This is a genomic window from Streptomyces violaceoruber (assembly GCF_033406955.1).
GTDB lineage: Bacteria > Actinomycetota > Actinomycetes > Streptomycetales > Streptomycetaceae > Streptomyces > Streptomyces violaceoruber.
In genome coordinates this window covers 6,949,333-6,974,375 of the sequence record NZ_CP137734.1, presented here as the reverse complement: position 1 = coordinate 6,974,375, position 25,043 = coordinate 6,949,333, and the positions used below count along the sequence as shown (strand labels likewise).

Here is a 25,043-nt window from a genome sequence, read left to right as displayed (position 1 = left end):
AGGGGCGGGACCCTGCTCGGGTTCCCGCCCCTTCGTCGGCGTCGTCCCGGTCGTCAGGCGTCGTCGCGGCGGGCCGGGGCCGGGGCCGGGTAGCCGGGGTCCAGTTCCTCGATGGCGCGCAGCGTGCCGCCGAGCGACTTCACCAGCAGCTCGCGCATGGTCTCGCGGGGCAGTTCGGGCCGGCCGATCCAGTCCAGGGTGGCGCCCTCGACGCTGCACACCCAGGCGAGCAGGCCCATGCGGGCCAGCGGACCGATGTCCGAACGGCCGTACGCCCCTTCGGCGATGGTGGCGACGATGGCCTCACGCACCCCGTCCCGGATGCCGTGCACCTCGGCGTCGAAGCCGACTCCCCCGCTGACGATGGTGCGGTAGGCGGCCTGGTTGTGCTCGGCGTAGCGCAGATAGCCGTCGATGGTGCGGTGGACGCGGTCCACCTGCGGCAGTTCGGTGCCGCGCGCCGCGGTGGTGACGAGGCCCGCGACGGAGTCCTGGATGATCGCCAGGTAGTAGCCCCGCTTGGACTGGAAGTAGTAGTAGATCAGCCCCTTGGCGACATGCGCCTGGCGGGCGATGTCGTCCATCGAGAGCGCGTCGTAGGACGTGTCGGCGAACAACCTCCGCCCGATGGCGATGAGTTCGGCGCGGCGTGCCACCGAGCGCTCGGTGCCGCGTGCCCGGGGACGGACGTCGGCAGGTTGTTGACTGATATTCAATTTCGACCCTGGTCTCCTGCGGGGGGCGGGACCTCCGCAGTATGGCAGGTCGGGTCGTGGGGCAGGTCACACCCGGGTCACGTCACAGCAGGCCCAGCTGAACCACGAGCATCGCGACCACCACGACGAGGGTCCAGCCCAGGACGTGTTCCAGGATCTTCGGGCCGTCGTCGTCCTTGGGTCCGCCGGTACGGACACGGGTGGCGGCTGCGCTGTGTGCGGTCATGGCTTCTCGCTGCTCTCGGCTTCGGCTCGGCGGAGTCCCCCCGCTCACGGTGTCCACCTTGCCACCGTGAGCGGCTTTTGCGGCCGAGAGCTTGGTCACAGCGGCGCGGTCCGCTCCGCTCAGCGCACGCCCACCGCCGCGAGGGCCTTGCGCTGACGCGGGCCGGGGTGGGCCGGGAAGTACAGGTAGCAGACACCGCCGGTGCCGGAGACGACCTTGCCACTGGCGTTGTACCGCTTCGTCCTGAGCCAGATGTTCTCCCACTCGCGCCGCCTGTAGACCCGGCGCACGGCGTCGTTGTCGTCCGAGGCCGGGTCGTTGGCGATCACGTCGCCGTCGGCGGTGAAGCCGATCACGGTCATCAGGTGGCCGGAGGTGCCGTACCCCGATCCGGTCAGTTCCTCCTCCAGGAACGACTGGGACGTTATGGCCGGGATGCCGGCCGCGATCAGCGTCTCCAGGTCGGTGAGGGATCCGAGGCGGGTGACCACGCCCTGGAGACCCTTGAAGGTGGCGGCGTAGGCGGCGTTGAAGGGCCAGTTGCCGCAGCCCTCGTACTGGTTGTCGTACGTGTACCGGGCGGCGTGGCAGATCTGCGGGTCGGCGTAGGAGGGATCGACCCAGGCCAGCTGGTCCTCGGTGAGGCGGCCGCCCCAGTACTCGATGATCATCTGCGAGGAGGTGGGGCTGCACCAGGCCTCGCCGCCGTTGTCGTACTCCGGGTACTGGCCCTTGTGGATCTCCTGCGAATAGCGCGGGACGCGCAGTTCCCCGGCGTACCCGGGGGTGGAGGCGGGCACGGTGAAGCGGTCGGGGACGTCCGAGCCCATCGCGCCGAGCCGCCAGACGGTGGGCGTGGTGCGGGTGCCCGGGCGGCGGTGGAGGGTGAGCCGGAGCCGGTAGGAGGCCAGGCGCAGGCCGGTGGAGGCGTCGTCGATCGAGAAGGTGTCGGTCCAGATGCTGCTCCTGCCGTCGCCCTGGTCGTCGACCGAGGTCCGCCTGATGTCCTGCTCGCCGTCGCCTGCCGTCCAGCGGCCCATCACGTACCAGGGCGTGTCCGTGCCGTCGGAGTAGGTGCCCTTCAGTTCGACCTGGATCCAGGTGCCGCCCGGCGTGTGCGCGTTCCAGGAGGCGATGACCTCCGTCGAGGGCACCGCGAGCCGGTGGACGGGCGAGGTCCAGGTCGCGTACTCCCAGGTCGCGGTGGTGCCGGTGTGCGGGTCGGCGTAGTCGACGGTGCCGGCCGGGGCGCCGATCACGACTCCCGGGCGGGCGCCCGCGACGGGCCGGGCGCCCCGCACGGTCCCGCGCCGCCAGTCGCCGAGGGTGGTCCAGGCGCGGTAGTCCACCGGCCGCCGGGCGCTGTCCCGGCCGGGGCCCGCGGCGCCACCGCCGGCACCCGCGCGGGATGCGGCCAGGGCGGTCGCCGGGATCGCTCCGCCCGTCACGGCGGCCGCGGCGACGGCTGCGGCCAGCAGGGCTCTGCGGGACGGCTGTTCGACTCTGCTCATGAGCGGGAGACCCCCAGGTGTCCGGGTCGGGCGGGTCCGTCGTTGCACGGTCGTGCGCCAACTATGGCCGCAGGTGCCCGCTCCTGCCAGCACTTCCACGCACGCCACGCCACCAATATTGGTGTCGACCACTGGTTAGAGTGCGACTGAACACGTCCGCCCCGCGCCACCCCCGGGATCCGCCATCCTCGACCTCGCAGCCCGGCTCCGCCGGCTTCCCCCCTCCTGCGGACCCGTACGTCTGATCGCCGTCGACGGACACGCCGGGTCCGGCAAGTCCACCTTCGCCGGGCGGCTGGCGGCCGGCCTGGGCGGTGCGCCGGTGCTGCACCTCGACGACATCGCCAGTCACGACGAGCTGTTCGGCTGGACCGCGCGACTGCTCGCCCAGGTGATCGAGCCGTTGGGGCGCGGTGAGACCGCGCACTACGCGCCGTACGACTGGCGGACCCGGCGGTTCGGGGCACCGGTCGCCCTGGAGCCCGCTCCGGTGGTCCTGGTCGAGGGCGTCGGCGCCGGCCGCGGGGCGCTCCGGCCGCACCTGGCCGGACTCCTGTGGATGGACCTGCCCGCGGCGCGGGCGTGGGCGCGCGGACGGGCGCGCGACGGAGCGGAACAACGGACGTTCTGGGACGGATGGATCCCGGCCGAGCGCCGGCACTTCGCCGAGGATCCCTCGCGCCCCTTCGCGCACCTTCTGGTGCGACAGCGCGAACAGGGGTACGAGGTACTGCCGGGGCCGGCGGGGAGCACCTCCGGAGCCCACTTTCTCACACAGAGTGACTGACCTTCCGCAATGTGTTGAACGCGTGAAGATCGCGCCCCGGCACCCCGCCGACGTGCCCCAACTTCGCTTGACCCAGGGGCCGTACAGGTCTTACGTTCTGAATGTGCGGCAGTTCGAAGCCGCCGACAGACGCGAAGCCCCCGGTTGTTCCCCCGTGATCGGGGGCTTCGTTCTGCCCTGAGCGCGCCTTCCGGCTCCTCCGCGACGCCAAACGCTCACCCTCGGTCACCGTCGGGTCGCGCGCCCCGCCCGCTCCCACCTCGCGGAACGACCCCTCCCGCACCCTTCGGAGGAATGACCGCCGCGGGTACGATGCCCTCGGTGCGACCTACGGGAGATTGCCGCACGCACCTGCAACTCCGGTCCGCGGTAGAGCCGTTGACCGAGGCGGCCGACGAGCGACGGCTCGGTGGCATACCGACGGGGGCACGGTAGGTGGGGGACGTGATGGACTTCGGCACGCAGGGCCCACAGGCCCCGGCCGAACTCGCCTGGCTGCGCGGCGTGGACGCCTACACCATGGGGGCCTACCCGCAGGCGGAGGAGGAGTTCCGGGCGGCGGTGCGGATCGACCCCACGATGGCCGACGGCTGGCTGGGACTGCACGCGCTGCGCGTCGACACCACGAACGCGCTCCTGCGAATGTTCCGCAACCGCGACCGCTTCGGCGAGCAGCGGGCCCGCCACCGCCGGACGCTCAACTCCTGGTACTGGCTGGGCTGGTGGGTGCAGCCCGTGCTGGAGAACCCGCGCGACCTGCTGCTGGCGCACGCCTCGCACTGGCTGGACGGCCGGCACGTCCCGGAGCTGGACCGGGCCCTGGCCGGGCTGCCACCGGTGGACTCCGACGCGCAGGTCCGCTTCCTGCACGCGTGCCGCGCCTACCTCGTCAAGGACTGGGAGCAGCTCGTCCGGCACACCGACCCACTGCTCGGCGACCCCTTACTGGGTATCGAGGCGGGGCTGTTCAGCGGCATGGCCCGGGTCCGCCTGGAGATGTACGGGCAGGCCGAGCCGCTCCTTTCGGCGGCCCTGATGCGGTGCCGCAGCGAGCAGCCGCAGCGCAAGGAGCTGCGCTACTGGCTGGCGCGGGCCCACGAGGGCACCGGGCGCAGCGCCGCCGCGCTCCCGCTGTACCGGGCGGTGCACCGCGTCGACCCCGCCTTCATGGACACCTCGGCCCGGCTGGCCGCGATCGCCGAGGGCGACGGCTACGACGACCCGGCCGACCTCACGGGGTACGCGCAGGCGGGTGCGGGGACGGACGGCCTGGACGGGCTCGACCCCCTGTTCGGCACCGAGGAGCGCGGCGTCAAGGTCTCCGCCCCGGAACCCGCGCTGTCCGCCCCGCTGCCTCCGCTCGGCGGGCCGTCGGTGCGCGAGAAGGCGGGCGGGCCCGACCCGTCCCTGCCCAGCGGTCCCACCGATCCGGCACTGCTGGAGGAGGCGCTCGCCGAGCTGGAGCGGATGGTGGGCCTGGAACCGGTGAAGCGCCAGGTCAAGGCGCTATCCGCGCAGCTGAACATGGCGCGGCTGCGGGCCGGGCAGGGCTTGCCCGTGCAGCCGCCCAAACGTCACTTCGTCTTCTCCGGCCCCTCCGGCACCGGCAAGACCACCGTGGCCCGCATCCTGGGCCGGGTCTTCTACGCCCTCGGACTGCTCGGCGGCGACCACCTGGTGGAGGCGCAGCGGGCGGATCTGGTCGGCGAGTACCTGGGCCAGACCGCCGTGAAGGCGAACGAGCTGATCGACTCCGCGCTCGGCGGTGTCCTCTTCGTCGACGAGGCGTACTCCCTGTCCAACTCCGGGTACGGCAAGGGCGACGCGTACGGCGACGAGGCACTCCAGGTGCTGCTGAAGCGGGCCGAGGACAACCGGGACCACCTGGTGGTGATCCTGGCCGGCTATCCGGAGGGCATGGACCGGCTGCTGGGCGCCAATCCCGGGTTGTCCTCGCGTTTCACGACGCGGGTGGACTTCCCGTCGTACCGGCCGCTGGAGCTGACCTCGATCGGTGAGGTGCTCGCGGCGGAGAACGGGGACGTGTGGGACGAGGAGGCGCTGGACGAGTTGCGGTCGATCGCCGGGCACGTGGTGGATCAGGGGTGGATCGACGAGTTGGGGAACGGGCGGTTCCTGCGGACGCTGTACGAGAAGAGCTGTGCGTACCGGGATCTGCGGTTGTCCGTGTATCCGGGGGCATTGACCCGGGACGATCTGGCCACGTTGCGGTTGCCGGATCTGATGCAGGCGTACGGGGAAGTGCTGTCGGGACGGGGGCCGGGGGGACCGTCGGCCGTGTAGAGGCCGAGCCTCGGTGCGGGGGGGCACAGCCCGGCGCTGCGGGGTGCCCCCCGTGCCTGAACGGCCTGGGAGGCGCCCCCACCGCCCACCCGTGCCGCCCCAGCGGCGCGACTGCCCGCAGCGGCGGCGGGGCGGCGGCGCGTATACCCGCGGCGCCGGCGCGAGTGCCCGTGGTTACGTGGCCAGGGTTACCTCTCTGTTTCTGTGGGCCGGGTCCCGTACCTCGCCGACCAGGAGTTCCAGTACGTCCTCCAGGGCGACCAGACCGAGGATCCGGCCCGACGGGTCCGTGACCTGGGCCAGGTGGGTGGCCGCGCGGCGCATCACCGTGAGGGCGTCGTCCAGGGGGAGCTCGGGGCGCAGCGTGGTCATCGGGCGCCACAGGTGCTGGGGGACGGCGCGGTCGGACTCCTCCAGGTCGAGGACGTCCTTGACGTGCAGGTACCCCATGAAGGCGCCCTGGTCCGCCGCGATCGGGAAGCGCGAGTACCCGGTGCGGGCGGTGAGCGCGACGATCTCCCCGGGCGTGACCGAGGGGCTGACCGTCACCAGGGACTCACGTGGCAGGAGTACGTCCGTCACCGGGTGGGAGCCCAGTTCCAGGGCGTCCTCGAGGCGTTCCTGCTCCTCCGGGTCGAGCAGTCCGGCCTGGCCGGCGTCCTCCACCAGCCGGTTGAGCTGCTCGCTGGTGAAGACGGCCTCGACCTCGTCCTTGGGCTCGACGTGGAAGAGCCGCAGGATGCCCTGGGCGCAGGCGCCCAGCGCGACGGTGATCGGCCGGCACAGGCGGGCGAAGGCGACCAGGCCGGGGCTGAGCCACAGCGCGGCCTTCTCGGGTGCGGCCATCGCCAGGTTCTTCGGGACCATCTCGCCGATGACCAGGTGGCAGAAGACCACGACGGCCAGCGCGATGACGTAGCCCAGCGGGTGGATCATGCCGTGCGGCAAGTGGATCCACTCGAAGACCGGCTCCAGGAGGTGCGCGACGGTCGGCTCGGCGACCGCGCCGAGGGTCAGCGAGCAGACGGTGATGCCGAACTGGGCGGCGGCCATCATCTGCGGCAGTCGTTCCAGGCCGTACAGCACCTGCCGGGCGCGGGTGGTGCCGAGCGGTTCGATCTGGCTGCGGCGCACGGAGACGAGCGCGAACTCGGCGCCGACGAAGAAGCCGTTGGCGAGCACGAGCAGTGCGGCGAAGAGGAGTTGCAGGACGCTCATCGGGCGGCCTCCAGGGCGGAGACCGCGGCAGTGCGCACCAGGCGTATCCGCTCGGCGCGGTAGTGGCCGACCTGGCGGACCGAGAGCCGCCAGCCGGGCAGCTCGGCGCGGTCGCCGACGGCCGGGATGCGGCCGAGCAGGTCGGCGACGAGTCCGGCCACGGTCTCGTACGGCCCCTCGGGGGCGTCCAGGCCGACGCGGCGCAGGGCGTCCACGCGGCAGCTGCCGTCGACGTCCCAGGCGGGGCGGCCGTCCTCGGGCGGGGCGGGGGCCAGTTCGGGTGCGTCGAGTCCGTCGTGCTCGTCGCGGACCTCGCCGACGATCTCCTCGACGATGTCCTCCAGGGTGACGACTCCGGCCGTGCCGCCGTACTCGTCGACCACGACCGCGATGGGCTGCTCGCTGCGCAACCGGGTCAGCAGCGGTCGCACGGGCAGGGTCTCGGGGACGAGCAGCGCCGGGCGGGCGATCCGGCCGGCCGGGGTGCGCAGCCGGTCGTGCACGGGGACCGCGAGGGCGTCCTTGAGGTGGACCATGCCGACGATCTCGTCGATCTTCTCCCGGTACACGGGGAAGCGGGACAGGCCGGTGGCGCGGGTCAGGTTGACGACGTCCTCGGCGGTGGCCGAGGAGTGCAGCGCGCTGACCTTCACGCGGGGTGTCATGACGTGCTGGGCGGTCAGTTCGCCGAGGGAGAGGGTCCGTACGAAGAGGTCGGCGGTGTCCTGTTCCAGGGCGCCGGCCCGGGCGGAGTGCCGGGCCAGGGAGACCAGTTCGCCGGGGGTGCGGGCGGAGGCCAGTTCCTCGGCGGGTTCGATGCCCAGCGTGCGGACCAGGCGGTTGGCCACGGTGTTGAGTGCGGCGATCACCGGGTGGAAGAGCCGGGCGAAGGCGTGTTGGGGTCCGGCGACGAAGCGCGCGACCTGGAGCGGCTTGGAGACCGCCCAGTTCTTGGGCACCAGTTCGCCGATCACCATCTGCACGGCGGAGGCCAGCAGCATGCCGACGACGACCGACACGCCGGACACGGCGCCGTCGGGGACGCCGACGGCCGTGAACGGGCCGTCGAGCAGCCGGGCCAGCGCCGGTTCGGCGAGCATGCCGACGACGAGCGAGGTGATGGTGATCCCGAGCTGGGTGCCGGAGAGCTGGAAGGACAGCTCCTTGAGGGACTCGACGACCCGGTGGGCGCGCCGGTCGCCGGCCGCGGCGGCCTGTTCGGCGTCGGGCCGTTCCACGGTCACCAGTCCGAACTCGGCCGCGACGAAGAAGCCGTTGGCGAGGATCAGCAGGAACGCGGCTGCGAGGAGCAGCAGGGGGGTGGTCATGAGGCCGCCGCCTGTGGGGTGTCACAGCAGGGGGCGGCGCAGGTACTGCAGGACGGTCCGTCCATCGCCGGAGGGAGTCACTCCTCGGGTAGCAGGAACCCCGCGCACCGGGCGGAGCGGCGGGGGCGAGCACGCGAGGTCCGCGTCCTCGTTCCCAGATTAATCACGAAAAGGGGGCCCGCGGCAGGGTCGGCGGCGCCGCGTCTAGTCGCGCGGCGCCTCGGGGAGGGCACCGGACCGGGCCTCCACGAGGTCGCGCAGGGCACGTGCGTCGGCGAGGGCCTGCTGCTTGGCGATGCCGGGCTGGATGCCGAGCGCGGGCAGGCTGGTGCCGTCGCTGAGGTCGAGGAAGACCCAGGGGTCGCCCTGACGGAGGTTGACCCGGAGGATCTCGGGCCACGCGAGGCGCCGCCTGGCGGTCAGGTTGACCACCGTGACGCCCGTCTCGTCGGCGTCGACCCGGGGCCGGGCCATCAGGAACAGCACGCCGGCCAGGACGAGTGCGGTCAGCACGAAGCTGACGCGCTCGCCGGGGCCGAGGCCGCCCAGCAGCATCCCGAGCGCCGTGACGGTCACGAAGGTGACGATCGCGAGGACGATCAGGACGGCACGGGTGCGTCCCGGACGGAAGGTGACGGGCAGGGCCGGCAGGTGGTCCGGCGTGGTGTCGGGCATGGCGTGGCTCCGTGCGTGCTCCTGGGGCGGCGGCGGGTCAGAGCCGGCAGGCGTGGATGGCCGTGGTCAGGATGGCGCGGGCGCCGATCTCGTACAGGTCGTCCATGATCCGCTGGGCCTCCTTGGCCGGGACCATCGCGCGCACGGCGACCCAGCCCTCGTTGTGCAGCGGGGACACGGTCGGGGACTCCAGGCCGGGGGTGAGCGCGACGGCCTTCTCCAGCTGCTCGACCCGGCAGTCGTAGTCCATCATCACGTAGGTCCGGGCCACCAGGACGCCCTGGAGGCGGCGCAGGAACTGCTGGACCTTGGGTTCGGTGGTCTCGTCGGGCTCCGCGTCCGAGCGGCGGATCACGACGGCCTCGGACTTCATGATGGGCTCGCCGAAGACCTCCAGGCCCGCGTTGCGCAGGGAGGTGCCGGTCTCCACGACGTCCGCGATGACCTCGGCGACGCCCAGCTCGATGGCGGTCTCGACGGCTCCGTCCAGGTGGACGACGGAGGCGTCGACGCCCCGGTCGGCCAGGTGGGCGGCGACGATGCCCTCGTAGGAGGTGGCTACGGTGCGGCCCTTGAGGTCGTCGATGCCGGTGGCGGCGCCGGGCTTGCCGGCGAAGCGGAAGGTGGAGCGGGCGAAGCCGAGCGGGAGGATCTCCTCGGCGTGGGCGCCGGAGTCGACCAGCAGGTCGCGGCCGGTGATGCCGATGTCGAGCTTGCCCGAGGAGACGTAGATCGCGATGTCGCGGGGGCGGAGGTAGAAGAACTCGACCTCGTTGACCGGGTCGACGATCCGCAGCTCCTTGGACTCGCGCCGCTGCTGGTAGCCGGCCTCATGCAGCATCTCCCCCGCGGGGCCTGACAGGGAACCCTTGTTGGGGACGGCGATGCGCAGCATGAGGTCGGCTTCCTTTGTGTGAAGGGGTGGAGAAGAGGGGGTCCGGCTTTACAGGTGGGCGTAGACGTCGTCCAGGGAGATGCCGCGGGCGACCATCATCACCTGGACGTGGTACAGCAGCTGGGAGATCTCCTCGGCCGCCGCGTCCTTGCCCTCGTACTCGGCGGCCATCCAGACCTCGGCGGCTTCCTCGACGACCTTCTTGCCGATGGCATGGACCCCCTTGTCCACCAGTTCGGCGGTGCGGGAGGTGGCGGGGTCGCCGTTGGCTGCCTTGTGCTGGAGCTCGGTGAACAGCTCCTCGAAAGTCTTCTTGGACATGGTGCCGCCCACTTTACGCGTAGTGCCGACCGGCCTAGCGCCACGGTTCGGATACTGAGCGGAGCGTGGCCGCCGTGGCGACGGCCGCGGTCACCGCCTCGTGGCCCTTGTCCTCGCTGGAGCCCTCGATACCGGCCCGGTCCAGGGCCTGTTCCTCGGTGTCGCAGGTGAGGACGCCGAAGCCGACGGGGACGCCGGTCTCGACGGAGACCTGGACCAGGCCCTGGGTGACGCCCTGGCAGACGTAGTCGAAGTGGGGGGTGCCGCCGCGGATGACGACGCCGAGGGCGACGATCGCGTCGTAGCCGCGGCCCGCGAGGACCTTGGCGACCACCGGCAGTTCGAAGCTGCCGGGGACCCTGAGCAGGGTCGGCTCGTCGATCCCCAGCTCGTGCAGGGCGCGCAGGGCGCCGTCGACCAGTCCGTCCATCACCTTGTCGTGCCACTGCGACGCGATCACGGCGACCCTGAGGTCTCCGACGTTGCGTACGGACAGTTCCGGTGCACCCTTGCCGCTCACGTGTCTCCTCGTCGTACGTGCTTACTGGTTGCCGCAGGTGGACACGGGGGTCGTGTCCAGCCAGGGCAGGTCGTGTCCCATCCGGTCCCGCTTGGTGCGCAGGTAGCGGAGGTTGTGCTCGCCGGCCTGGACGGGCATGGGCTCGCGGCCGGTGACCGTGATGCCGTGCCGTTCGAGGGCGTCGCTCTTGTCCGGGTTGTTGGTCAGGAGGCGGACGGCTCGCACGCCGAGGTCGGCGAGGATCTGCGCGCCTGCGCCGTAGTCGCGGGCGTCGGCGGGCAGGCCGAGTTCCAGGTTGGCGTCGAGGGTGTCCCGGCCGCGCTCCTGGAGTTCGTAGGCGCGCAGCTTGGACATCAGGCCGATGCCGCGCCCCTCGTGGCCGCGCAGGTAGACGACGACTCCCCGGCCCTCGGCCTGGATGCGGTCCAGGGAGGCGTCGAGCTGGGGGCCGCAGTCGCAGCGCTGGGAGCCGAAGACGTCGCCCGTGAGGCACTCGGAGTGGACGCGGACCAGGACGTCCTCGCCGTCGCCGATCTCGCCGTGCACGAGGGCGATGTGCTCGACGCCGTCGACGGTGGAGCGGTAGCCGTACGCCGTGAACTCGCCGTGCTTCGTGGGCAGCCGTACCTCGGCCTCGCGGCGGACGGTGGGTTCCGCGCTGCGCCGGTAGGCGATGAGGTCCTCGATGGAGATGATCGTCAGGCCGTGCTTGCGGGCGAACGGGATCAGCTCGGGCAGCCGCAGCATGCGCCCGTCCTCACCGGCGATCTCCACGATGGCGCCGGCCGGACGCAGTCCCGCGAGGCGGGCCAGGTCGACGGCGGCCTCGGTGTGGCCGTTGCGGACGAGTACGCCGCCGGGGCGGGCGCGCAGCGGGAAGACGTGCCCGGGGCGGACCAGGTCGCCGGGCTCGGCGGTGCCGCCCGCCAGGAGCCGGAGGGTGGTGGCGCGGTCGGCGGCGGAGATGCCGGTGGTGACGCCGTGGGCGGCACCGGCGTCCACGGAGACGGTGAAGGCGGTCTTCATCGACTCGGTGTTGTCGTCGACCATCTGCGGGAGCCGGAGCCGGTCCAGTTCCTCGCCCTCCATGGGGGCGCAGATCAGGCCGCGGCACTCGGTCATCATGAAGGCGACGATCTCCTCGGACGCCTTCTCGGCGGCGATGACGAGGTCGCCCTCGTTCTCGCGGTTCTCGTCGTCGACGACCACGACGGGGCGGCCCGCGGCGATGTCCGCGACGGCCTGCTCGACGGGGTCGAGGACGAGGTCCTCGGGGCCGTCGGGGCTGTAGAGGATGGGTGCCGTGCTCATGCGGGCGCTCCTTCCGGGAGGGGGCGGGCCGCGTCGCGGGAGCGCAGCCACCAGTCGCGCAGGCCCCACAGGACGAGCGCGCCGTAGAGGACGTAGACGAAGCCGGAGAAGGCGAAGCCGTTGGCGAAGTTCAGCGGGACGCCGACGAGGTCGACGAGCAGCCAGGCGAACCAGAACTCGACCATGCCGCGGGCCTGGGCGTACATGGCGACGACGGTGCCGACGAAGATGTACGCGTCCGGCCAGGGGTCCCAGGACAGGGTGGGGAAGGCGGTGAACAGGGCGCCCACCGCGAGGGTGCCGACGGCGGCCGCGGCGACCAGCGCGCCGCGCTCGCGCCAGGTGGCGAACCGTACGGCGACGGAGCCGTCCTGCGTCTGCCGCCGGCCGCGGTTCCACTGCCAGAAGCCCCAGGCGGCGACGACCATGACGACGATCTGCTTGCCCGCGCTGCCGGAGAGGTGGGCGGTGGCGAACGCGGTGAAGAGGATCAGCCCGGAGACGAACTGCACGGGCCAGGTCCAGATCGAGCGCCGCCAGCCGAGGGCGAGGCCGAGCAGACCGATCACGTTGCCGATCATGTCCGACCACTTGATGTGCTGGTCGAAGAGGGTGAACGCCTCGGAGTTGAGCCAGTTCACTTGGTACTCCCCTGGGCGCCGAGCAGCCGCTCGACGTACTTGGCGATGACGTCGACCTCGAGGTTGACCGGGTCGCCGGGCTGTTTGATGCCCAGCGTGGTCAGGGCGAGCGTGGTGGGGATGAGGCTGACGGTGAAGAAGTCGGGTCCCGCGTCGACGACGGTGAGGCTGATGCCGTCGACGGTGATGGAGCCCTTCTCCACGACGTAGCGGGCGAGGTCGGCGGGCAGCGAGATCTTGACGATCTCCCAGTGCTCGGAGGGCTTGCGCTCCAGGATCTCGCCGGTGCCGTCGACGTGGCCCTGCACGATGTGCCCGCCGAGCCGGGCGCCGACGGCGGTGGGGCGCTCCAGGTTGACGCGGGAGCCGACGGCGAGGGCGCCGAGGCTGGAGCGGTTCAGGGTCTCGGCCATCACGTCGGCCGTGAACGCGTCGCCCTCGTGGTCGACGACCGTGAGGCAGACGCCGTTGACGGCGATCGAGTCGCCGTGCCGGGCACCTTCGGTGACCGCGGGGCCGCGCACGCGGAAGCGACAGGCGTCGTCGAGGGTCTCGACTGCGGTGATCTCGCCCAGCTCTTCGACGATTCCGGTGAACACTTCCCGGGTCCTCCTGCCTCTTCGGGCACGGACTCCGGGGCTGTCGGAACGACAGAGTCACGAACGAGGACACCGGGAGCGACGCCGCACAGGGCGCACCCCTGAAAGGCACGCCCAGAAATCGGCGGCGCGCACGAATGCTCGCCCGCCGCGCACTGCCTCCCATCCGGACTTTAACCGTCGGTCCAGGAATTTCACCTGGTCAACCGGTCGCTGGAGGCGACCGGGTCGCGGACTGTAACCGCCGGTTCGGACTTTCACCGACCCCGGAGTGCGCTGCTTCTGGTACAGGGCCAGTGTGCCACGCCTGATCCACCTTCATGCGAACGGAGCGTGTGGAGTGGCTCACAGGGTGGTCATCGCCGGGCGCGGAGGGCGCCAACTGGGCGGCCGCACCGTCGCCTTGAGATTGGTCCATACCTATTGACTCACTGGTCTAGTCCTCTCTACTGTCTGCGCAACTTCCGTGGAGAGGAACCGACTGTGCCTTCCCCGTCACGCTCCAGATCCCGCCACAGAGCGGGGCCGGCCCTGTTCGCGGCCGTCGCCGCCGTCGCCGGCCTGCTGCTCGCCGGACTCCCGGCGACCGCCTCGCAAGCCGCCGACCAGGAGTCCTGTCGACCCGACGGGCTCTACCAGACCCCCGGCGTCGACGTCCCCTACTGCTCGGTCTACGACGCCGACGGCAGGGAGAAGATGGGCGCCGACCACCCGCGCCGGGTGATCGGCTACTTCACGAGCTGGCGCACGGGCAAGGACGGCAAGCCGGCCTACCTCGCCTCGGACATCCCGTGGGACAAGATCACCCACATCAACTACGCCTTCGCGCACGTCGACGGCGGCAACAGGCTCTCCGTGGGCTCGAACGGCGAGAAGAACGCGGCCACCGGCATGACGTGGCCCGGGGTCGAGGGCGCCGAGATGGACCCCGGCCTCCCCTACAAGGGCCACTTCAACCTGCTCAACAAGTTCAAGAAGCAGCACCCTGACGTCAAGACGATGATCTCGGTGGGCGGCTGGGCCGAGACGGGCGGCTACTTCGCGGACGACGGCTCGCGCGTCGACTCCGGCGGCTTCTACTCGATGGCCACCAAGGCCGACGGCTTGGTCAACCAGGCCGGCATCGACACCTTCGCGGACTCGGCGGTCGACTTCGTCCGGAAGTACGGCTTCAACGGCGTCGACATCGACTACGAGTACCCGACGACGATGAAGGACGCGGGCAACCCGCTCGACTGGTCCTTCGCCAACGGCCGCCGGGCCGGGCTGGTCAAGGGCTACGCGGCACTGATGAGGACGCTGCGCGAGAAGCTGGACCGCGCGGGCGCCGCGGACGGCAGGCACTACCTGCTCTCCGTCGCCGCGCCGTCCTCCGGATACCTGCTGCGCGGCATGGAGACCTTCCAGGTCCAGAAGTACCTGGACTACGTCAACATCATGTCCTACGACCTGCACGGCGCCTGGAACGAGTACGTCGGCCCGAACGCCTCGCTCTTCGACGACGGCAAGGACGCCGAACTGGCCGCAGCCAACGTCTACGGCAGCGCCCAGTACGGGGGCATCGGCTACCTCAACACCGACTGGGCCTACCACTACTTCCGCGGCTCCATGCCGGCCGGCCGCATCAACATCGGCCTGCCGTACTACACCCGCGGCCACAAGAACGTCCAGGGCGGCACCGACGGCCTGTGGGGCAGGGCCTCCGCGTCCACCTGCCCGGCGGGCTCCGGCCTGACCAAGTGCGGTGACGGCGCCGTCGGCATCGACAACCTCTGGCACGACCTCGACACCAACGGCAAGGAGTCCCCGGCGGGCTCCAACCCGATGTGGCACGCCAAGAACCTGGAGAAGGGCATCGTCGGCGACTACGTCACCGACTACGGCTTCCCGGCGGACACGAAGCTGACGGGCACCTACGCCCGCAAGTACGACTCGACGCTGGTCGCCCCCTGGCTGTGGAACACCGAGAAGAAGGTGTTCCTGTCCACCGAGGACGAGCAGTCGGTCGGGGCCAAGGCCGACTACGTGGCGGACCGCGGCATCGGCGGCGCGATGATCTGGGAGCTGGCCGGCGACTACGGCTGGAACGCCGCCAAGGGCCAGTACGAGATGGGCGACACTCTCACCTCGCTGATGTACGACACGTTCAGGTCGGCCGCGCCCTACGGCGCGAAGAAGTCCGACGCGGACCTGCCGGTGCGGGCCGTGGACGTGGACGTGGAGTTCACCGACTTCAAGCTGGGCGACTCCAACTACCCGATCACGCCCAAGCTGCGGATCACCAACAACACGAGGACCGCGCTGCCGGGCGGCACCGAGTTCCAGTTCGACTACGGGACCTCGGCCCCGGGGAACGCCTCCGACCAGTCCGGTTTCGGGACCAAGGTCATCCACAGCGACCACACGGGCGGCAACGCGGGCGGTCTGAAGGGTGACTTCCACCGGGTGTCGCTGAAGCTGCCGGCGTGGCAGTCGCTGGCGCCGGGCGCGACCGTGGACCTGGCGTTCAACTACTACCTGCCCGTGTCGACCCCGTCGAACTGGACGGTCACGATCGGCGGCACGGCGTACGCCCTGGCGGGTGACCTCGCCCGGGGCACGACCGTGGTGGACCCGGGGACGCAGACGCCCACGCCCACCCCCACGCCCACGCCCACGGGCACCGAGTCCCCGGGGCCGAGTCCCAGCCCGACGGACGGCACCGGGCAGTGCACCGCTCCCGCCTGGGACACGGCCTCGTCGTACGGCGGCGGCACATCGGTGTCCCACCAGGGGCACACGTGGAAGTCCAAGTGGTGGACGAAGGGCGAGGAGCCCGGAACCACCGGTGAATGGGGTGTCTGGCAGGACCTCGGCGCCTGCTGACCCCCGCCCGAACGGGCCCGGCGGCGGTGACGAAGGCCCTTGCCCGCCGCCGGGTCCCCCCAGCGCCCGGCGAACTGCACGCCGTGATGAGCCCGGACAGAATGGCATGCGCAGGCCGTCAGCCGGCCCGGCCGTGCGGAATCCGCCTCGGCGATGTCACATTTCGCGGGTGTCGGGCGGTCCCGGCCGACGACAGGGCGCTCCACCCGGGGGGCCCCACGTCCGACAGGGGCTGAACAGCATGACCACGATCCTGGTGACCGGCGGCACCGGCACGCTCGGCCGGCTCGTCACCGAACGGCTGCGCAGCGACGGACACGAGGTGCGGGTGCTCAGCCGGCACAGCGAGCCGTACGCCGTCGACCTGCGCGAGGGCGGCAGCGGTCTGGACGCGGCGCTCGCCGGTGTCGACACGGTGGTGCACTGCGCGACCACGCAGCGCGGCGGGGACGAGCGGTCGGCCGCGAACCTGATCGCGGCGGCGCGGCGGGCCGGCGCGACCCACCTGGTCTACATCTCGATCGTCGGTGTCGACCGGGTGCCGCTCGGCTACTACCGGTCCAAGTACGCGGTGGAGAAGCTGGTGGCGGAGTCGGGGATCGGGTGGACGGTGCTGCGGGCCACCCAGTTCCACGACCTGGTGGTGCAGATGCTCCGGGCCCTGGCCAAGCTGCCGGTCGTGGTGCTGCCCGCCCACGCCTCGGACCAGCCGGTGGAGGTGGCGGAGGTCGCGGACCGGCTCGCCGAACTGGCCCAGGGGGCGCCCGCCGGACGGGTGCCGGACATGGGCGGTCCCGAGGTGCGCACCTTCGCGTCGCTGGCCCGCGCCTATCTGGGCGCGACGGGACGCCGGCGGGCCGTGGTGAACGTGCCGCTCGCGGGGAGGACTTACCGCGCGTTCCGCGCGGGCGGGCATCTCGCGCCCGAACACGCGGTCGGCGAGGGCACGTTCGAGGAGTACCTGGCGGGGCGGTTCGGCCGCAGGGAGGGCGGGCGGCGGCGCGGATGAGCTGACGGGCGGGGCCGCGGGCGGGGCCGGGGCTGCTCGCGGTCGTCCCGGTGGTGCTGGGGCTGTGGATCCTGCTGCTGCCCGAGCTGTTCTGGAAGTGGCCCTGTGCGTCGCACCAGCCGCCCTGCAACGAGCATCTGCTCCGGGACTTCGGCGGGGCGGGCCTCGCGCTCGCCGTGGTGCTGTGCGCGGCGGTGGCGACGATGGAGCGCCCGCCTGGTGCTCACGTCCCCGGTGGCCTGTCCGGTCTCCTCCGTCGCCCACCTCCTGTTCCACGCCCGGCATCTGGAGCCCCTGTCCGCGGGGAGTGCCGCGGGCTTCATGGCGCCGCTGGGAACGGCGGTGCTGCTGCCGGCGGTACTCGGGTGGCCGGCGGCGGACGGCACGGCGTTTGGGGAGCCGGGCTCCGCGGGCACCGGCCGGCGCCCCGGGTGAGGCCCTTCCGGGCGCCGCGGGCTACCGCTCCGGCGGTGCGAAGAGGTCGTCCTGGGCGCGGTCGCGAGCGGTGAGCAGGGCGCCGCGCAGTACCGCGCCGCCGCCCAGGGTGCTGGGCCGTACCTCCGTGGCCAGCGGTGACATGCGGGTGAGCCGGTGCTGGACGCGGTCGGCGAGGGCGTCGGCGCCGGCCCGGCCGATCTCACCGGCGAGCACCAGGCAGCCGGGGTCGAGGACGGAGACGACGGCGGCGGCGCCGAGGACGACCCGGTCGGCGAGCGCGTCGAGGAACCGCTCGGCGGCGGGGTCGCTCCCGGACGCCGACCGGCGTACCGCCTCCCGGACCAGCGCGGCGGCGTGCGGCTCGGGCCCGGCGGGTCGTGCCGTCACACCGTGCTCCGCCGCGAGGGCGGTGACCGCCGCCGCGCCCGCAACGGAGTGGAAGCCGCCGTCGCAGTCGGTGGCGGAGGGCAGGCCGGCGGTGCCCGGCACCGGCATGAAGCCGATCTCGCCGGCGCCCCCGGACACGCCCCGGCGCAGGGTGCCGTCGAGGACGACGGCGGCGCCGATGCCGAGGCCGAGCCAGAGCAGGACGAAGGTGTCCCGGTCCCGGGCGGCGCCGTCGCGCTGTTCGGCCAGGGCGGCGAGGTTGGTCTCGTTCTCGACGCCGACCCGGGCCTCGGGGAACTTCTCCTGGAGCGCGGCCATCAGCCGGCGATGCCACTCCGGCAGCCCGGTGGAGTCCCGCAGTTCACCGCCGGCCGGGTCGATCAGGCCGGGCGCGCCGATGCCGACGGTGTGCAGCCGGTCGGCGCCGGCCTCCTTGACCGCGCGCTCGACCAGGCTCACCGCCTGCTCCACCGCGGGACCGGTGCCGGAGTGGTCGTCGATGGGCACGGACGCCTCGGCGAGGACCCGGCCGAGCAGGTCGGAGACGAGCACGGCGACGCCTTCGGTGCGCACGTCGAGGGCGGCGAGGTAGGCGCGCTCGGCGACGATGCCGTACAGCTTGGCGTTGGGTCCGCGGCGCTGCTCGCCCGACTCCCCCGCCACCTCGATGAGTCCGGAGGCGGTGAGGCGTTCGACGAGGTCGGCGACGGTGGGCCGGGACAGGCCGGTCAGCTGCTTCAACTGCCCTGCCGTCAACGGGCCCTCCCGCTGGAGCAGATGAAGGGCGAGCCGGTCGTTGATGGCCCGGGCGGTGCTCGGTGATGCGGGCATGCCGGGATCCTTCCAGATCGGCGGCGCGGGGACCGCACCGGTAACCCACTATCTATCAGGCAGGCTCCCTGATAGTTTACGCCGCGGATTGACGGACACGGAGGGGTGGACCATGAACACAGGGACCTACGGGCGGCGCGAGGTGAGACACGCCCGGTACGCGGTGGCGGCCGTGTTCGCCGTGCACGGCTCGGTCACCGGCTCCTTCGCGACCCGCGTGCCCTGGATCCAGGACCACGCCGGCGTGAGCGCGGGCCAGTTGGGGCTGGCGCTCGCCTTCCCGGCGCTCGGCGCGTCCCTCGCCATGCCGCTGGCCGGCCGCGTCACCCACCGCTTCGGTGCCCGCGCCGCCCTGCGCGGCCTGCTGGCCCTGTGGACGCTGGCGCTGGCCCTGCCCTCCCTCGCCCCCAACCTGCTCACCCTGTGTCTCGCCCTGTTCGTCTACGGCGCCACGGCGGGCATGTCGGACGTGGCGATGAACGCCCTGGGCGTCGAGATCGAGACCCGTCTGGACAAGTCGATCATGTCCGGGCTGCACGGCATGTGGAGCACGGGCGCGCTGATCGGTTCGGCGGCCGGCACGCTCGCCGCCCACCTGGGCACGGACGCCAGGACGCACCACCTCCTGGCGGCCGCGGTGCTGACCGTGACGGGCCTGGTCGCCTGCACCTGGGTGCTGGACCTGCAGCCCGCCGAGGACGAGGACCCGCCGCCGCGCTTCGCGCTGCCGCCCAAGTCGGCGCTGCTGATCGGCGCGGTCGGGTTCTGCGCGGTGTTCGCGGAGGGCGCGAGCCTGGACTGGTCCGCGGTCTATCTGCGGGACGAGCTGGAGACCTCGGCCGGTCTGGCGGCGGCCTGCACGACGGGCTTCACGCTGACGATGGCGCTGGCCCGGCTCGCCGGCGACAAGGTGGTGGACCGGTTCGGCGCGGTGCGCACGGTGCGGGTGAGCGGTGTGCTGGCCACCCTCGGGGGCCTGCTCGTCGTGGTCGGCGGCCACCCGGCGGTGGCGATGACCGGCTTCGCGCTGATGGGCCTCGGCATCGCCGTGGTCGTCCCGCTGTGCTTCGCCGCGGCCGGCCGGGCCGGCTCCAACCCGAGCCTGGCCATCGCGGGCGTCGCCACCATCACGTACACCTCGGGCCTGGTCGCGCCGAGCGCGATCGGCGGTCTGGCCCAGGCGACCAGCCTGGTGGTGTCGTTCGGCCTGGTGACCCTGCTGGCCTGCTGCCTGGTGGTGTTCGCGAGGGTACTGCGGGCCGGGGACCGGAACCGGCCGAAGATCAGTCCGCCGGTCGCAGAAGTGCCCGGCCGGCAGTCCTGAACGCCTCGCTCCAGGGCGCCGGGCGCAGCGTCCGCGCGTCCAGCCGGACCAGCACCCGGGTGCCCCGGGCGTAGGTGGTGGCCCCGTCCGCCGAGCAGAACCGGAAGCCGTAGGTGAGACCGGTGGTGCCGAGCCGGTCCAGCCACAGGTGGACGGCGTACGCGCCGGGCCGGGTGACCGGCGCCTCGTAGCCGATCGTCAGTTCCCTGACCGCGTTGCAGGCGTCGCCGGCCGCCTCCCAGTCGCCCTCGAACCGGACGCCGTGCCCGGCCCACAGCTCGGTCCAGGCCCGCTCGACCATCACCGGGTAGCGGGCGTTGTGCAGCAGTCCGAGGGCGTCCAGGTCGTCGAAGTGGACGGTCACGGGGACGAGCCGGCCGTGGGACAGGGCGGGCGCGGTGGGTGCTTCGGCGGTCACGGGTGGGGCTCCTGGTCGTGCTCGGCTGTGCCGGAGTACGGCGGTTCCCGCTCATCCTAAGCGGACGCTCAGCACGCCCCTCGGGGAAGGGTGCAGGTCAAGGCACGGCCGGGCACCCCCGACAATGGTCCGGACAGTCCTCACGTACAGAGAAAGCGAAACCTCACCATGGACCTCGGCGTGCGTTGGAAACTGCACGGGGACGGGAAGGTGCCCGCCCCCGGAGCGGTGGTCCGCCCCGACGAACGGCTCTCCTGGCCCCGCACGGCCGGGCTCGGCGCCCAGCACGTGGTGGCCATGTTCGGGGCGTCCTTCGTGGCTCCGGTCCTGATGGGCCTGGACCCCAACCTCGCGATCATGATGTCGGGCGTCGCGACCGTCATCTTCCTGCTCGCCACCCGGGGCCGGGTACCCAGCTACCTCGGCTGCTCGCTCTCCTTCGTCGGCGTCGCCGCGGTCATCCGGGCGCAGGGCGGCACCAGCGCCACGGTGACCGGCGCCGTCCTCGTCGTCGGCGTAGCGCTGTTCCTGGTGGGCCTCGCCGTGCAGCGGTTCGGGGCGCGGATCATCCACGCCGCGATGCCGCCGGTCGTCACCGGCGCGGTGGTGATGCTGATCGGCTTCAACCTGGCCCCGGTGACCGCGTCCACGTACTGGCCGCAGGACCAGTGGACGGCGCTGTTCGTGATGCTGTTCACCGGTCTCGCCGTGGTCTGCCTGCGCGGTTTCTGGTCCCGCATCGCGATCTTCCTTGGGCTGGTCTTCGGGTACGTCCTGTCCTGGGCGCTCGACCGGATCTTCGGGAAGATCCACTCGGTGGACGGCAGCGGCAGGCCGACCGACCACTGGCGGCTGGACTTCTCCGCCGTGGGCCAGGCCGACTGGATCGGGCTGCCGTCCTTCCACGGGCCGAGCTTCGAGTGGTCGGCGATCCTGGTCGCCCTGCCCGTCGTCATCGCCCTGATCGCGGAGAACGCCGGGCACGTCAAGGCGGTCGGCGAGATGACCGGCGACAACCTCGACGACAAACTCGGCACGGCGATCTCGGCCGACGGCATCGGCTCGGTGCTCTCCACCGCCGTCGGCGGCCCGCCCAACACCACGTACTCCGAGAACATCGGCGTGATGGCCGCGACCCGGGTCTACTCGACGGCCGCGTACTGGGCGGCGGCCGGGTTCGCCCTGCTCTTCGGCCTCTGCCCGAAGTTCGGCGCGGTTGTGGCGGCGATCCCGGGCGGCGTCCTCGGCGGCATCACCGTCATCCTCTACGGCATGATCGGGCTGCTCGGCGCGCAGATCTGGATCAACGCCAAGGTGGACATGCGCAACCCGCTGAACCTGGTGCCGGCCGCCGCGGGCATCATCATCGGCGTCGGCAACGTCAGCATGGAGTTCACCGACACGTTCTCGCTCAGCGGCATCGCGCTCGGCACCCTGGTCGTCATCACCGGCTACCACGCACTGCGGGCCTTCGCCCCGGCCCACCTCAAGACGCAGCAGCCGCTCCTCGACGAGGGCACGTCGTCGTACGACGCGAAGACCGGATCCGGCGGCGCCGGTGGTGACGGCGGCGGTGACGGCGGCGCTCAGCGCGCCAGGTCGTAGGCGTACGAGGGCGTGAACGTCCCCGGCTCGCCCCGGCAGCCGTCCGACTCCCCGGGCAGCTTGACCCACAGGTAGGCGTCGACGCGCCCCATGCCGGTGGTGAGGGTCGGTGCGCGGCCGAGGCTGCGGCCGTCCGGGTCGCACCACTCGCCGTCGGCCGGGGCGCCGTTGCCGTTGCGGCTGGTGTCGATGACGGCACCGAGGCTCGCCGGACCGCCGAGGGCGTCGAGGACCGCGCGGTCGTAGGCGACCTCGTCGGCGGTGGCGTGGAAGTTGGAGACGTTGCTGAAGACGCCGTCGGAGGAGTCGGCCGAGGCGGCACCGGCCTGCTTCAGCCAGCCCGCCTGCTTGGCGGGCGCGTGCCAGCCGGAGTGACCCGCGTCGTAGTACACCCGGGCGGCCGGGTCGGCGTCCTTCATGACCCGCCCGGCGCGGGCCAGGGAGGCGAAGCGGTCGGCGCGCTCACCGGCGGTCAGGCACTCGGACTGGGCGACCGAGTCGGGCTCCAGCACGACGATCACCTCACCGGAGCCCAGCCCGGCGGCGAACCGGTCGATCCAGGCGTCGTAGGCGTCGAGGTCGGGCGCGCCGCCCTCCGAGTGGCCGCCGCAGTCGCGGTCGGGTATCGCGTACGGCACGAGGACCGGCACCCGGCCCTGGGCGGCGCCCGCGGCGGTCACGGCGCGGACCCGGGAGGTGATGGTGGCCGGTGTGTGGTCGGCGAACCAGACGGCGGCCGGGTGGCCGGCGATCCGGGACGCGATGACGTCCCGGCGCGGGTCGCCGGGGTGGGCCCGGACCCAGTCGAGGACCTGGGAGTCGGGATGCCGGTAGAGCCGGGTGGCGGCGTCCGTCGACCGCGGTTCCCTCTTCGTGGAGTTCCGCTTCGGCGAGGGGGCGGAAGTCTGCTTCCCGGCGGTCGGCGACGGTGACGGGGACACCGACGGTGACGCGGATCGCGACGACACCGCCGACACCGACGGGGACGGGGAGACGGGCAGGGCGTCCAGCCGCACCGAGTGGGTCACCCGCGGGTGGCCGGCGCCGGCACCGCCGGGGTCCTCGCCGCCGAGCGCGGTGAGCATGCCGGCGGCGGTCCCCACGGCGACGACGACGGACGCCGCCGCGACCATCGCACCGCGTCCTGCGGCCCGCCTGCGTTCTGCCCTGCGAGCAGCCCGGCGCCGGGCACGACGGCCTGACACGTACGGTCCCCCTCCCCCGCGCGGCGGGCGCGTTCCCCCGTTCTGGGGAAGCGTCGGGCCCGCCGGCACTCCCGTCAGCCTAAAGCTGCGACGCTGCGGCCATGGCGCACTGCGAGCAAGTCCCGACGGCCGCCTTGACGGTGGACACCGTCCTGTCCCGGTTGCGCGCCCTGGACACCGCGCTGCCGGCCGGGGACGGAGTGGCGGTCTTCAACCGCGTCTACCTCGCCGTCACGGAGGCCGTGGACCGGCACATCGACGGCGGCCGGTTCGCGGACGCCTCGGCCGCGACCGCGCTGGACGTACGGTTCGCGGAGCGCTATCTGGCCGCCGTGGACGCGGCGGAGGAGGACCGCCGTCCGCCCGCCTGCTGGCGCCCCCTGTTCCAGTTCCGCCGCCATCCCGGCGTACGGCCGCTGCAGTTCGCGCTGGCGGGCATCAACGCGCACATCGGCCACGACCTCGCGCTGGCCGTGGTGGACACCTGTCGTACGCTCGGCTGCGACCCCGTCGACCTGGAGGACGAGTTCGACCGCGTGGGCGATCTCCTCGTCTCGCTGGAGGAGCGCGTCCGCGACGAGCTGATGCCGGGACCCGACGTCCTGCAGATCGCCGACCCGCTGACCCATCTGCTGGGCTCCTGGAGCCTGGACCGCGCCCGCGAGGCCACCTGGGCGGCGGCCCGCGCGCTGTGGGCACTGCGCCGGCTGCCGGACGTCGCCGGGGAGTTCACCGTACGACTGGACGCCGCGGTGGGCTTCGCCGGCCGCATGCTGCTCACTCCGCTGCCGGACTGACCGGCCGGTTCCCGCCGCGTGCGTTCCCGGACTCCCGTCAGATCGCTGTACGTTGCAACTGGTGGGCCCATGGGCAACCTGGTGGGGCCCATGGACAACAGCGCATCCCGACTGCGAAGGAGCACCCCGGTATGACGACCCGGCTCGGACTCGGCCTCCCTCAGATGCGGCAGTACGACATCGGCAAGGACGTCCCCGACGTGGCGCGCGCGGCGGAGCGGATGGGCTACGAGAGCCTGTGGGTGTTCGAGCGCGCCCTGTTCCCGGAGCCCGCGACCCAGGGGCTCTACGGCGTCGAGGGCCTGCCCTGGCCGGACACGTACCGGAGCGTGGCGGAGCCGCTGGTGACCCTCGCCCTCGCCGCCGCGGTCACCGAGCGGGCCCGGCTGGGCACGAGTGTGCTGGTCGCCCCGCTGCACGTGCCCTTCCAGCTGGCCAAGTCGCTGGCCTCGCTGGACGCGGCGAGCGGCGGCCGGGTGGTGGCGGGCTTCGGCACCGGCTGGTCGCACGACGAGTACGCGGCGGCGTCCGTACGGCCGTTCGCCGAGCGCGGCGCCGCCCTGGACGAGCTGATCGGGGTGTGCCGCGCGGTGTGGGGCCCGGACCCGGTGGTGTACGACGGGGAGGTCACGAAGATCGCGTCCGCCGTGGTCGGCCCCAAGCCCGCCCGGCCGATTCCGATCCTGCTGGCGGCGGGCGGCAGCGGCCGGGCCCGGCGCCGCCTGGTCGACCACGCCGACGGCTGGCTGCCGACCGGCATGGGCGCCGAGACCGTCGCCCGGCAGTGGCGGGAGCTGCGGGAGCTGGCCGCCGAACGGGGCCGCACGGAACCGATCCGGACGGTGCTGCGGGTCAACACCCGCTACAGCGCGAAGAACTACGAGGGCTCGGACCGCCGTCCCTTCCAGGGCGGCGTCGACCAGATCGTCGAGGACCTGGCCGCGCACGCCGAGATCGGCCTGGACGAGATCCTCGTCGACGTGCAGAGCACCGTGCGCGACGCGGAGGAACTCAAGGACGTCGCCGCCCTCGTCCACGAGAAGGCCAGGGCGGCCGGAGTCTAGGCCCCCGGCCGGACAGGCCCTAGGACTTGTCCGGCCGATCATGTGACT

General features: G+C 72.4%; 24 protein-coding genes and 1 riboswitch. Of the genes, 9 read left to right on the top strand and 15 right to left on the bottom strand.

Annotation, left to right across the window (positions count from 1 at the left end):
* Positions 1-53: 53 nt before the first annotated feature.
* The 3 genes from R2E43_RS31290 to R2E43_RS31280 form a co-directional block, all read right to left on the bottom strand.
* The gene (locus R2E43_RS31290) at positions 54-716 is read right to left on the bottom strand and encodes a TetR/AcrR family transcriptional regulator (RefSeq protein ID WP_003977395.1); all 663 of its coding nucleotides are present in this window, start codon (positions 714-716) and stop codon (positions 54-56) included.
* 82 nt (positions 717-798) lie between these two features.
* Entirely contained in the window at positions 799-942 is a 144-nt protein-coding gene (locus R2E43_RS31285) for an SCO1431 family membrane protein (RefSeq protein WP_106435246.1), read from the bottom strand.
* A gap of 119 nt (positions 943-1,061) precedes the next feature.
* Complete coding sequence (locus R2E43_RS31280) at positions 1,062-2,453, bottom strand: peptidase C39 family protein (protein WP_332056761.1); 1,392 nt, start codon at positions 2,451-2,453, stop codon at positions 1,062-1,064.
* 184 nt (positions 2,454-2,637) lie between these two features.
* Here R2E43_RS31280 and R2E43_RS31275 point away from each other — a divergent pair, with 184 nt between their 5' ends.
* Positions 2,638-3,240 carry a uridine kinase family protein gene (locus tag R2E43_RS31275; protein WP_231909170.1) on the top strand — a complete coding sequence of 201 codons (603 nt, stop codon included), beginning with the start codon at positions 2,638-2,640 and terminating at the stop codon, positions 3,238-3,240.
* Positions 3,241-3,687: 447 nt separating this feature from the next.
* Positions 3,688-5,544 carry an AAA family ATPase gene (locus tag R2E43_RS31270; RefSeq protein WP_189283929.1) on the top strand — a complete coding sequence of 619 codons (1,857 nt, stop codon included), beginning with the start codon at positions 3,688-3,690 and terminating at the stop codon, positions 5,542-5,544.
* A 174-nt stretch (positions 5,545-5,718) separates the two neighbouring features.
* Here R2E43_RS31270 and R2E43_RS31265 read toward each other — a convergent pair whose 3' ends face one another.
* From R2E43_RS31265 to R2E43_RS31225, 9 genes are all read right to left on the bottom strand, one after another.
* Positions 5,719-6,762, bottom strand: a complete 1,044-nt coding sequence (locus R2E43_RS31265; RefSeq protein ID WP_003977390.1) for a hemolysin family protein — start codon at positions 6,760-6,762, stop codon at positions 5,719-5,721.
* Entirely contained in the window at positions 6,759-8,090 is a 1,332-nt protein-coding gene (locus tag R2E43_RS31260) for a hemolysin family protein (RefSeq protein ID WP_003977389.1), read from the bottom strand. Before R2E43_RS31260 ends, R2E43_RS31265 begins: the two co-directional genes overlap by 4 nt.
* A gap of 204 nt (positions 8,091-8,294) precedes the next feature.
* Positions 8,295-8,765, bottom strand: a complete 471-nt coding sequence (locus tag R2E43_RS31255; RefSeq protein ID WP_003977388.1) for a PH domain-containing protein — start codon at positions 8,763-8,765, stop codon at positions 8,295-8,297.
* Positions 8,766-8,802: 37 nt separating this feature from the next.
* The gene (gene hisG, locus R2E43_RS31250) at positions 8,803-9,660 is read right to left on the bottom strand and encodes an ATP phosphoribosyltransferase (RefSeq protein ID WP_003977387.1); all 858 of its coding nucleotides are present in this window, start codon (positions 9,658-9,660) and stop codon (positions 8,803-8,805) included.
* Between the two features lie 48 nt (positions 9,661-9,708).
* Entirely contained in the window at positions 9,709-9,981 is a 273-nt protein-coding gene (locus tag R2E43_RS31245) for a phosphoribosyl-ATP diphosphatase (RefSeq protein WP_011027788.1), read from the bottom strand.
* A gap of 34 nt (positions 9,982-10,015) precedes the next feature.
* Complete coding sequence (gene ribH / locus R2E43_RS31240) at positions 10,016-10,501, bottom strand: 6,7-dimethyl-8-ribityllumazine synthase (RefSeq protein ID WP_003977385.1); 486 nt, start codon at positions 10,499-10,501, stop codon at positions 10,016-10,018.
* A gap of 21 nt (positions 10,502-10,522) precedes the next feature.
* Complete coding sequence (locus R2E43_RS31235; protein WP_193485760.1) at positions 10,523-11,812, bottom strand: bifunctional 3,4-dihydroxy-2-butanone-4-phosphate synthase/GTP cyclohydrolase II; 1,290 nt, start codon at positions 11,810-11,812, stop codon at positions 10,523-10,525.
* Complete coding sequence (locus R2E43_RS31230) at positions 11,809-12,453, bottom strand: nicotinamide mononucleotide transporter family protein (RefSeq protein WP_003977383.1); 645 nt, start codon at positions 12,451-12,453, stop codon at positions 11,809-11,811. The genes R2E43_RS31235 and R2E43_RS31230 overlap by 4 nt, the downstream gene beginning before the upstream one ends.
* Positions 12,450-13,052, bottom strand: coding sequence for a riboflavin synthase (locus R2E43_RS31225; RefSeq protein ID WP_003977382.1), 603 nt, complete (start codon positions 13,050-13,052; stop codon positions 12,450-12,452). Before R2E43_RS31225 ends, R2E43_RS31230 begins: the two co-directional genes overlap by 4 nt.
* Before the next feature lie 148 nt (positions 13,053-13,200).
* A riboswitch (FMN riboswitch) is annotated at positions 13,201-13,331 on the bottom strand.
* A gap of 204 nt (positions 13,332-13,535) precedes the next feature.
* Here R2E43_RS31225 and R2E43_RS31220 point away from each other — a divergent pair.
* The 3 genes from R2E43_RS31220 to R2E43_RS31210 all read left to right on the top strand — a co-directional run bounded on the left by R2E43_RS31220 (position 13,536) and on the right by R2E43_RS31210 (position 17,361).
* The gene (locus R2E43_RS31220; protein WP_332056760.1) at positions 13,536-15,917 is read left to right on the top strand and encodes a chitinase C-terminal domain-containing protein; all 2,382 of its coding nucleotides are present in this window, start codon (positions 13,536-13,538) and stop codon (positions 15,915-15,917) included.
* Positions 15,918-16,158: 241 nt separating this feature from the next.
* Positions 16,159-16,926: an SDR family oxidoreductase gene (locus R2E43_RS31215; protein WP_030867004.1), complete on the top strand. Its 768-nt coding sequence runs from the start codon at positions 16,159-16,161 to the stop codon at positions 16,924-16,926.
* Between the two features lie 219 nt (positions 16,927-17,145).
* Positions 17,146-17,361: a hypothetical protein gene (locus R2E43_RS31210; protein WP_231909118.1), complete on the top strand. Its 216-nt coding sequence runs from the start codon at positions 17,146-17,148 to the stop codon at positions 17,359-17,361.
* A 21-nt stretch (positions 17,362-17,382) separates the two neighbouring features.
* Here R2E43_RS31210 and R2E43_RS31205 read toward each other — a convergent pair whose 3' ends face one another.
* Entirely contained in the window at positions 17,383-18,582 is a 1,200-nt protein-coding gene (locus R2E43_RS31205) for an ROK family transcriptional regulator (RefSeq protein ID WP_003977378.1), read from the bottom strand.
* A gap of 112 nt (positions 18,583-18,694) precedes the next feature.
* Between R2E43_RS31205 and R2E43_RS31200 the strand changes: the two genes are divergently transcribed.
* On the top strand, positions 18,695-19,906 hold the full coding sequence (locus R2E43_RS31200; RefSeq protein ID WP_003977377.1) for an MFS transporter: 1,212 nt from the start codon (positions 18,695-18,697) through the stop codon (positions 19,904-19,906).
* Here R2E43_RS31200 and R2E43_RS31195 read toward each other — a convergent pair.
* Positions 19,866-20,324: an acyl-CoA thioesterase gene (locus R2E43_RS31195; RefSeq protein ID WP_003977376.1), complete on the bottom strand. Its 459-nt coding sequence runs from the start codon at positions 20,322-20,324 to the stop codon at positions 19,866-19,868. The genes R2E43_RS31200 and R2E43_RS31195 overlap by 41 nt on opposite strands.
* A gap of 168 nt (positions 20,325-20,492) precedes the next feature.
* Between R2E43_RS31195 and R2E43_RS31190 the strand changes: the two genes are divergently transcribed.
* Positions 20,493-21,929: a uracil-xanthine permease family protein gene (locus tag R2E43_RS31190; RefSeq protein ID WP_093455759.1), complete on the top strand. Its 1,437-nt coding sequence runs from the start codon at positions 20,493-20,495 to the stop codon at positions 21,927-21,929.
* Here the strand turns inward: R2E43_RS31190 and R2E43_RS31185 are convergent.
* Positions 21,911-23,062 (bottom strand): glycoside hydrolase family 6 protein, encoded by a 1,152-nt coding sequence (locus tag R2E43_RS31185; protein ID WP_011027791.1) that lies wholly within the window; start codon positions 23,060-23,062, stop codon positions 21,911-21,913. The two genes, R2E43_RS31190 and R2E43_RS31185, sit on opposite strands and share 19 nt — an antisense overlap.
* 173 nt (positions 23,063-23,235) lie before the next feature.
* On the opposite strand from R2E43_RS31185, the gene R2E43_RS31180 reads away from it, so the two are divergent.
* On the top strand, positions 23,236-23,931 hold the full coding sequence (locus tag R2E43_RS31180) for a DUF5995 family protein (protein ID WP_003977373.1): 696 nt from the start codon (positions 23,236-23,238) through the stop codon (positions 23,929-23,931).
* 131 nt (positions 23,932-24,062) lie between these two features.
* Positions 24,063-24,995 carry an LLM class F420-dependent oxidoreductase gene (locus R2E43_RS31175; protein WP_003977372.1) on the top strand — a complete coding sequence of 311 codons (933 nt, stop codon included), beginning with the start codon at positions 24,063-24,065 and terminating at the stop codon, positions 24,993-24,995.
* Positions 24,996-25,043: the final 48 nt, after the last annotated feature.

Excerpts from the sequence above, each read along its gene's own strand:
- R2E43_RS31285 (WP_106435246.1), bottom strand. The coding sequence starts at position 942 with ATGACCGCACACAGCGCAGCCGCCACCCGTGTCCGTACCGGCGGACCC.
- R2E43_RS31280 (WP_332056761.1), bottom strand. The coding sequence starts at position 2,453 with ATGAGCAGAGTCGAACAGCCGTCCCGCAGAGCCCTGCTGGCCGCAGCC.
- R2E43_RS31270 (WP_189283929.1), top strand. The coding sequence starts at position 3,688 with ATGGACTTCGGCACGCAGGGCCCACAGGCCCCGGCCGAACTCGCCTGG.
- R2E43_RS31265 (WP_003977390.1), bottom strand. The coding sequence starts at position 6,762 with ATGAGCGTCCTGCAACTCCTCTTCGCCGCACTGCTCGTGCTCGCCAAC.
- R2E43_RS31260 (WP_003977389.1), bottom strand. The coding sequence starts at position 8,090 with ATGACCACCCCCCTGCTGCTCCTCGCAGCCGCGTTCCTGCTGATCCTC.
- R2E43_RS31255 (WP_003977388.1), bottom strand. The coding sequence starts at position 8,765 with ATGCCCGACACCACGCCGGACCACCTGCCGGCCCTGCCCGTCACCTTC.
- hisG (WP_003977387.1), bottom strand. The coding sequence starts at position 9,660 with ATGCTGCGCATCGCCGTCCCCAACAAGGGTTCCCTGTCAGGCCCCGCG.
- R2E43_RS31245 (WP_011027788.1), bottom strand. The coding sequence starts at position 9,981 with ATGTCCAAGAAGACTTTCGAGGAGCTGTTCACCGAGCTCCAGCACAAG.
- R2E43_RS31235 (WP_193485760.1), bottom strand. The coding sequence starts at position 11,812 with ATGAGCACGGCACCCATCCTCTACAGCCCCGACGGCCCCGAGGACCTC.
- R2E43_RS31215 (WP_030867004.1), top strand. The coding sequence starts at position 16,159 with ATGACCACGATCCTGGTGACCGGCGGCACCGGCACGCTCGGCCGGCTC.
- R2E43_RS31205 (WP_003977378.1), bottom strand. The coding sequence starts at position 18,582 with ATGCCCGCATCACCGAGCACCGCCCGGGCCATCAACGACCGGCTCGCC.
- R2E43_RS31200 (WP_003977377.1), top strand. The coding sequence starts at position 18,695 with ATGAACACAGGGACCTACGGGCGGCGCGAGGTGAGACACGCCCGGTAC.
- R2E43_RS31190 (WP_093455759.1), top strand. The coding sequence starts at position 20,493 with ATGGACCTCGGCGTGCGTTGGAAACTGCACGGGGACGGGAAGGTGCCC.
- R2E43_RS31185 (WP_011027791.1), bottom strand. The coding sequence starts at position 23,062 with ATGGTCGCGGCGGCGTCCGTCGTCGTCGCCGTGGGGACCGCCGCCGGC.
- R2E43_RS31180 (WP_003977373.1), top strand. The coding sequence starts at position 23,236 with ATGGCGCACTGCGAGCAAGTCCCGACGGCCGCCTTGACGGTGGACACC.
- R2E43_RS31175 (WP_003977372.1), top strand. The coding sequence starts at position 24,063 with ATGACGACCCGGCTCGGACTCGGCCTCCCTCAGATGCGGCAGTACGAC.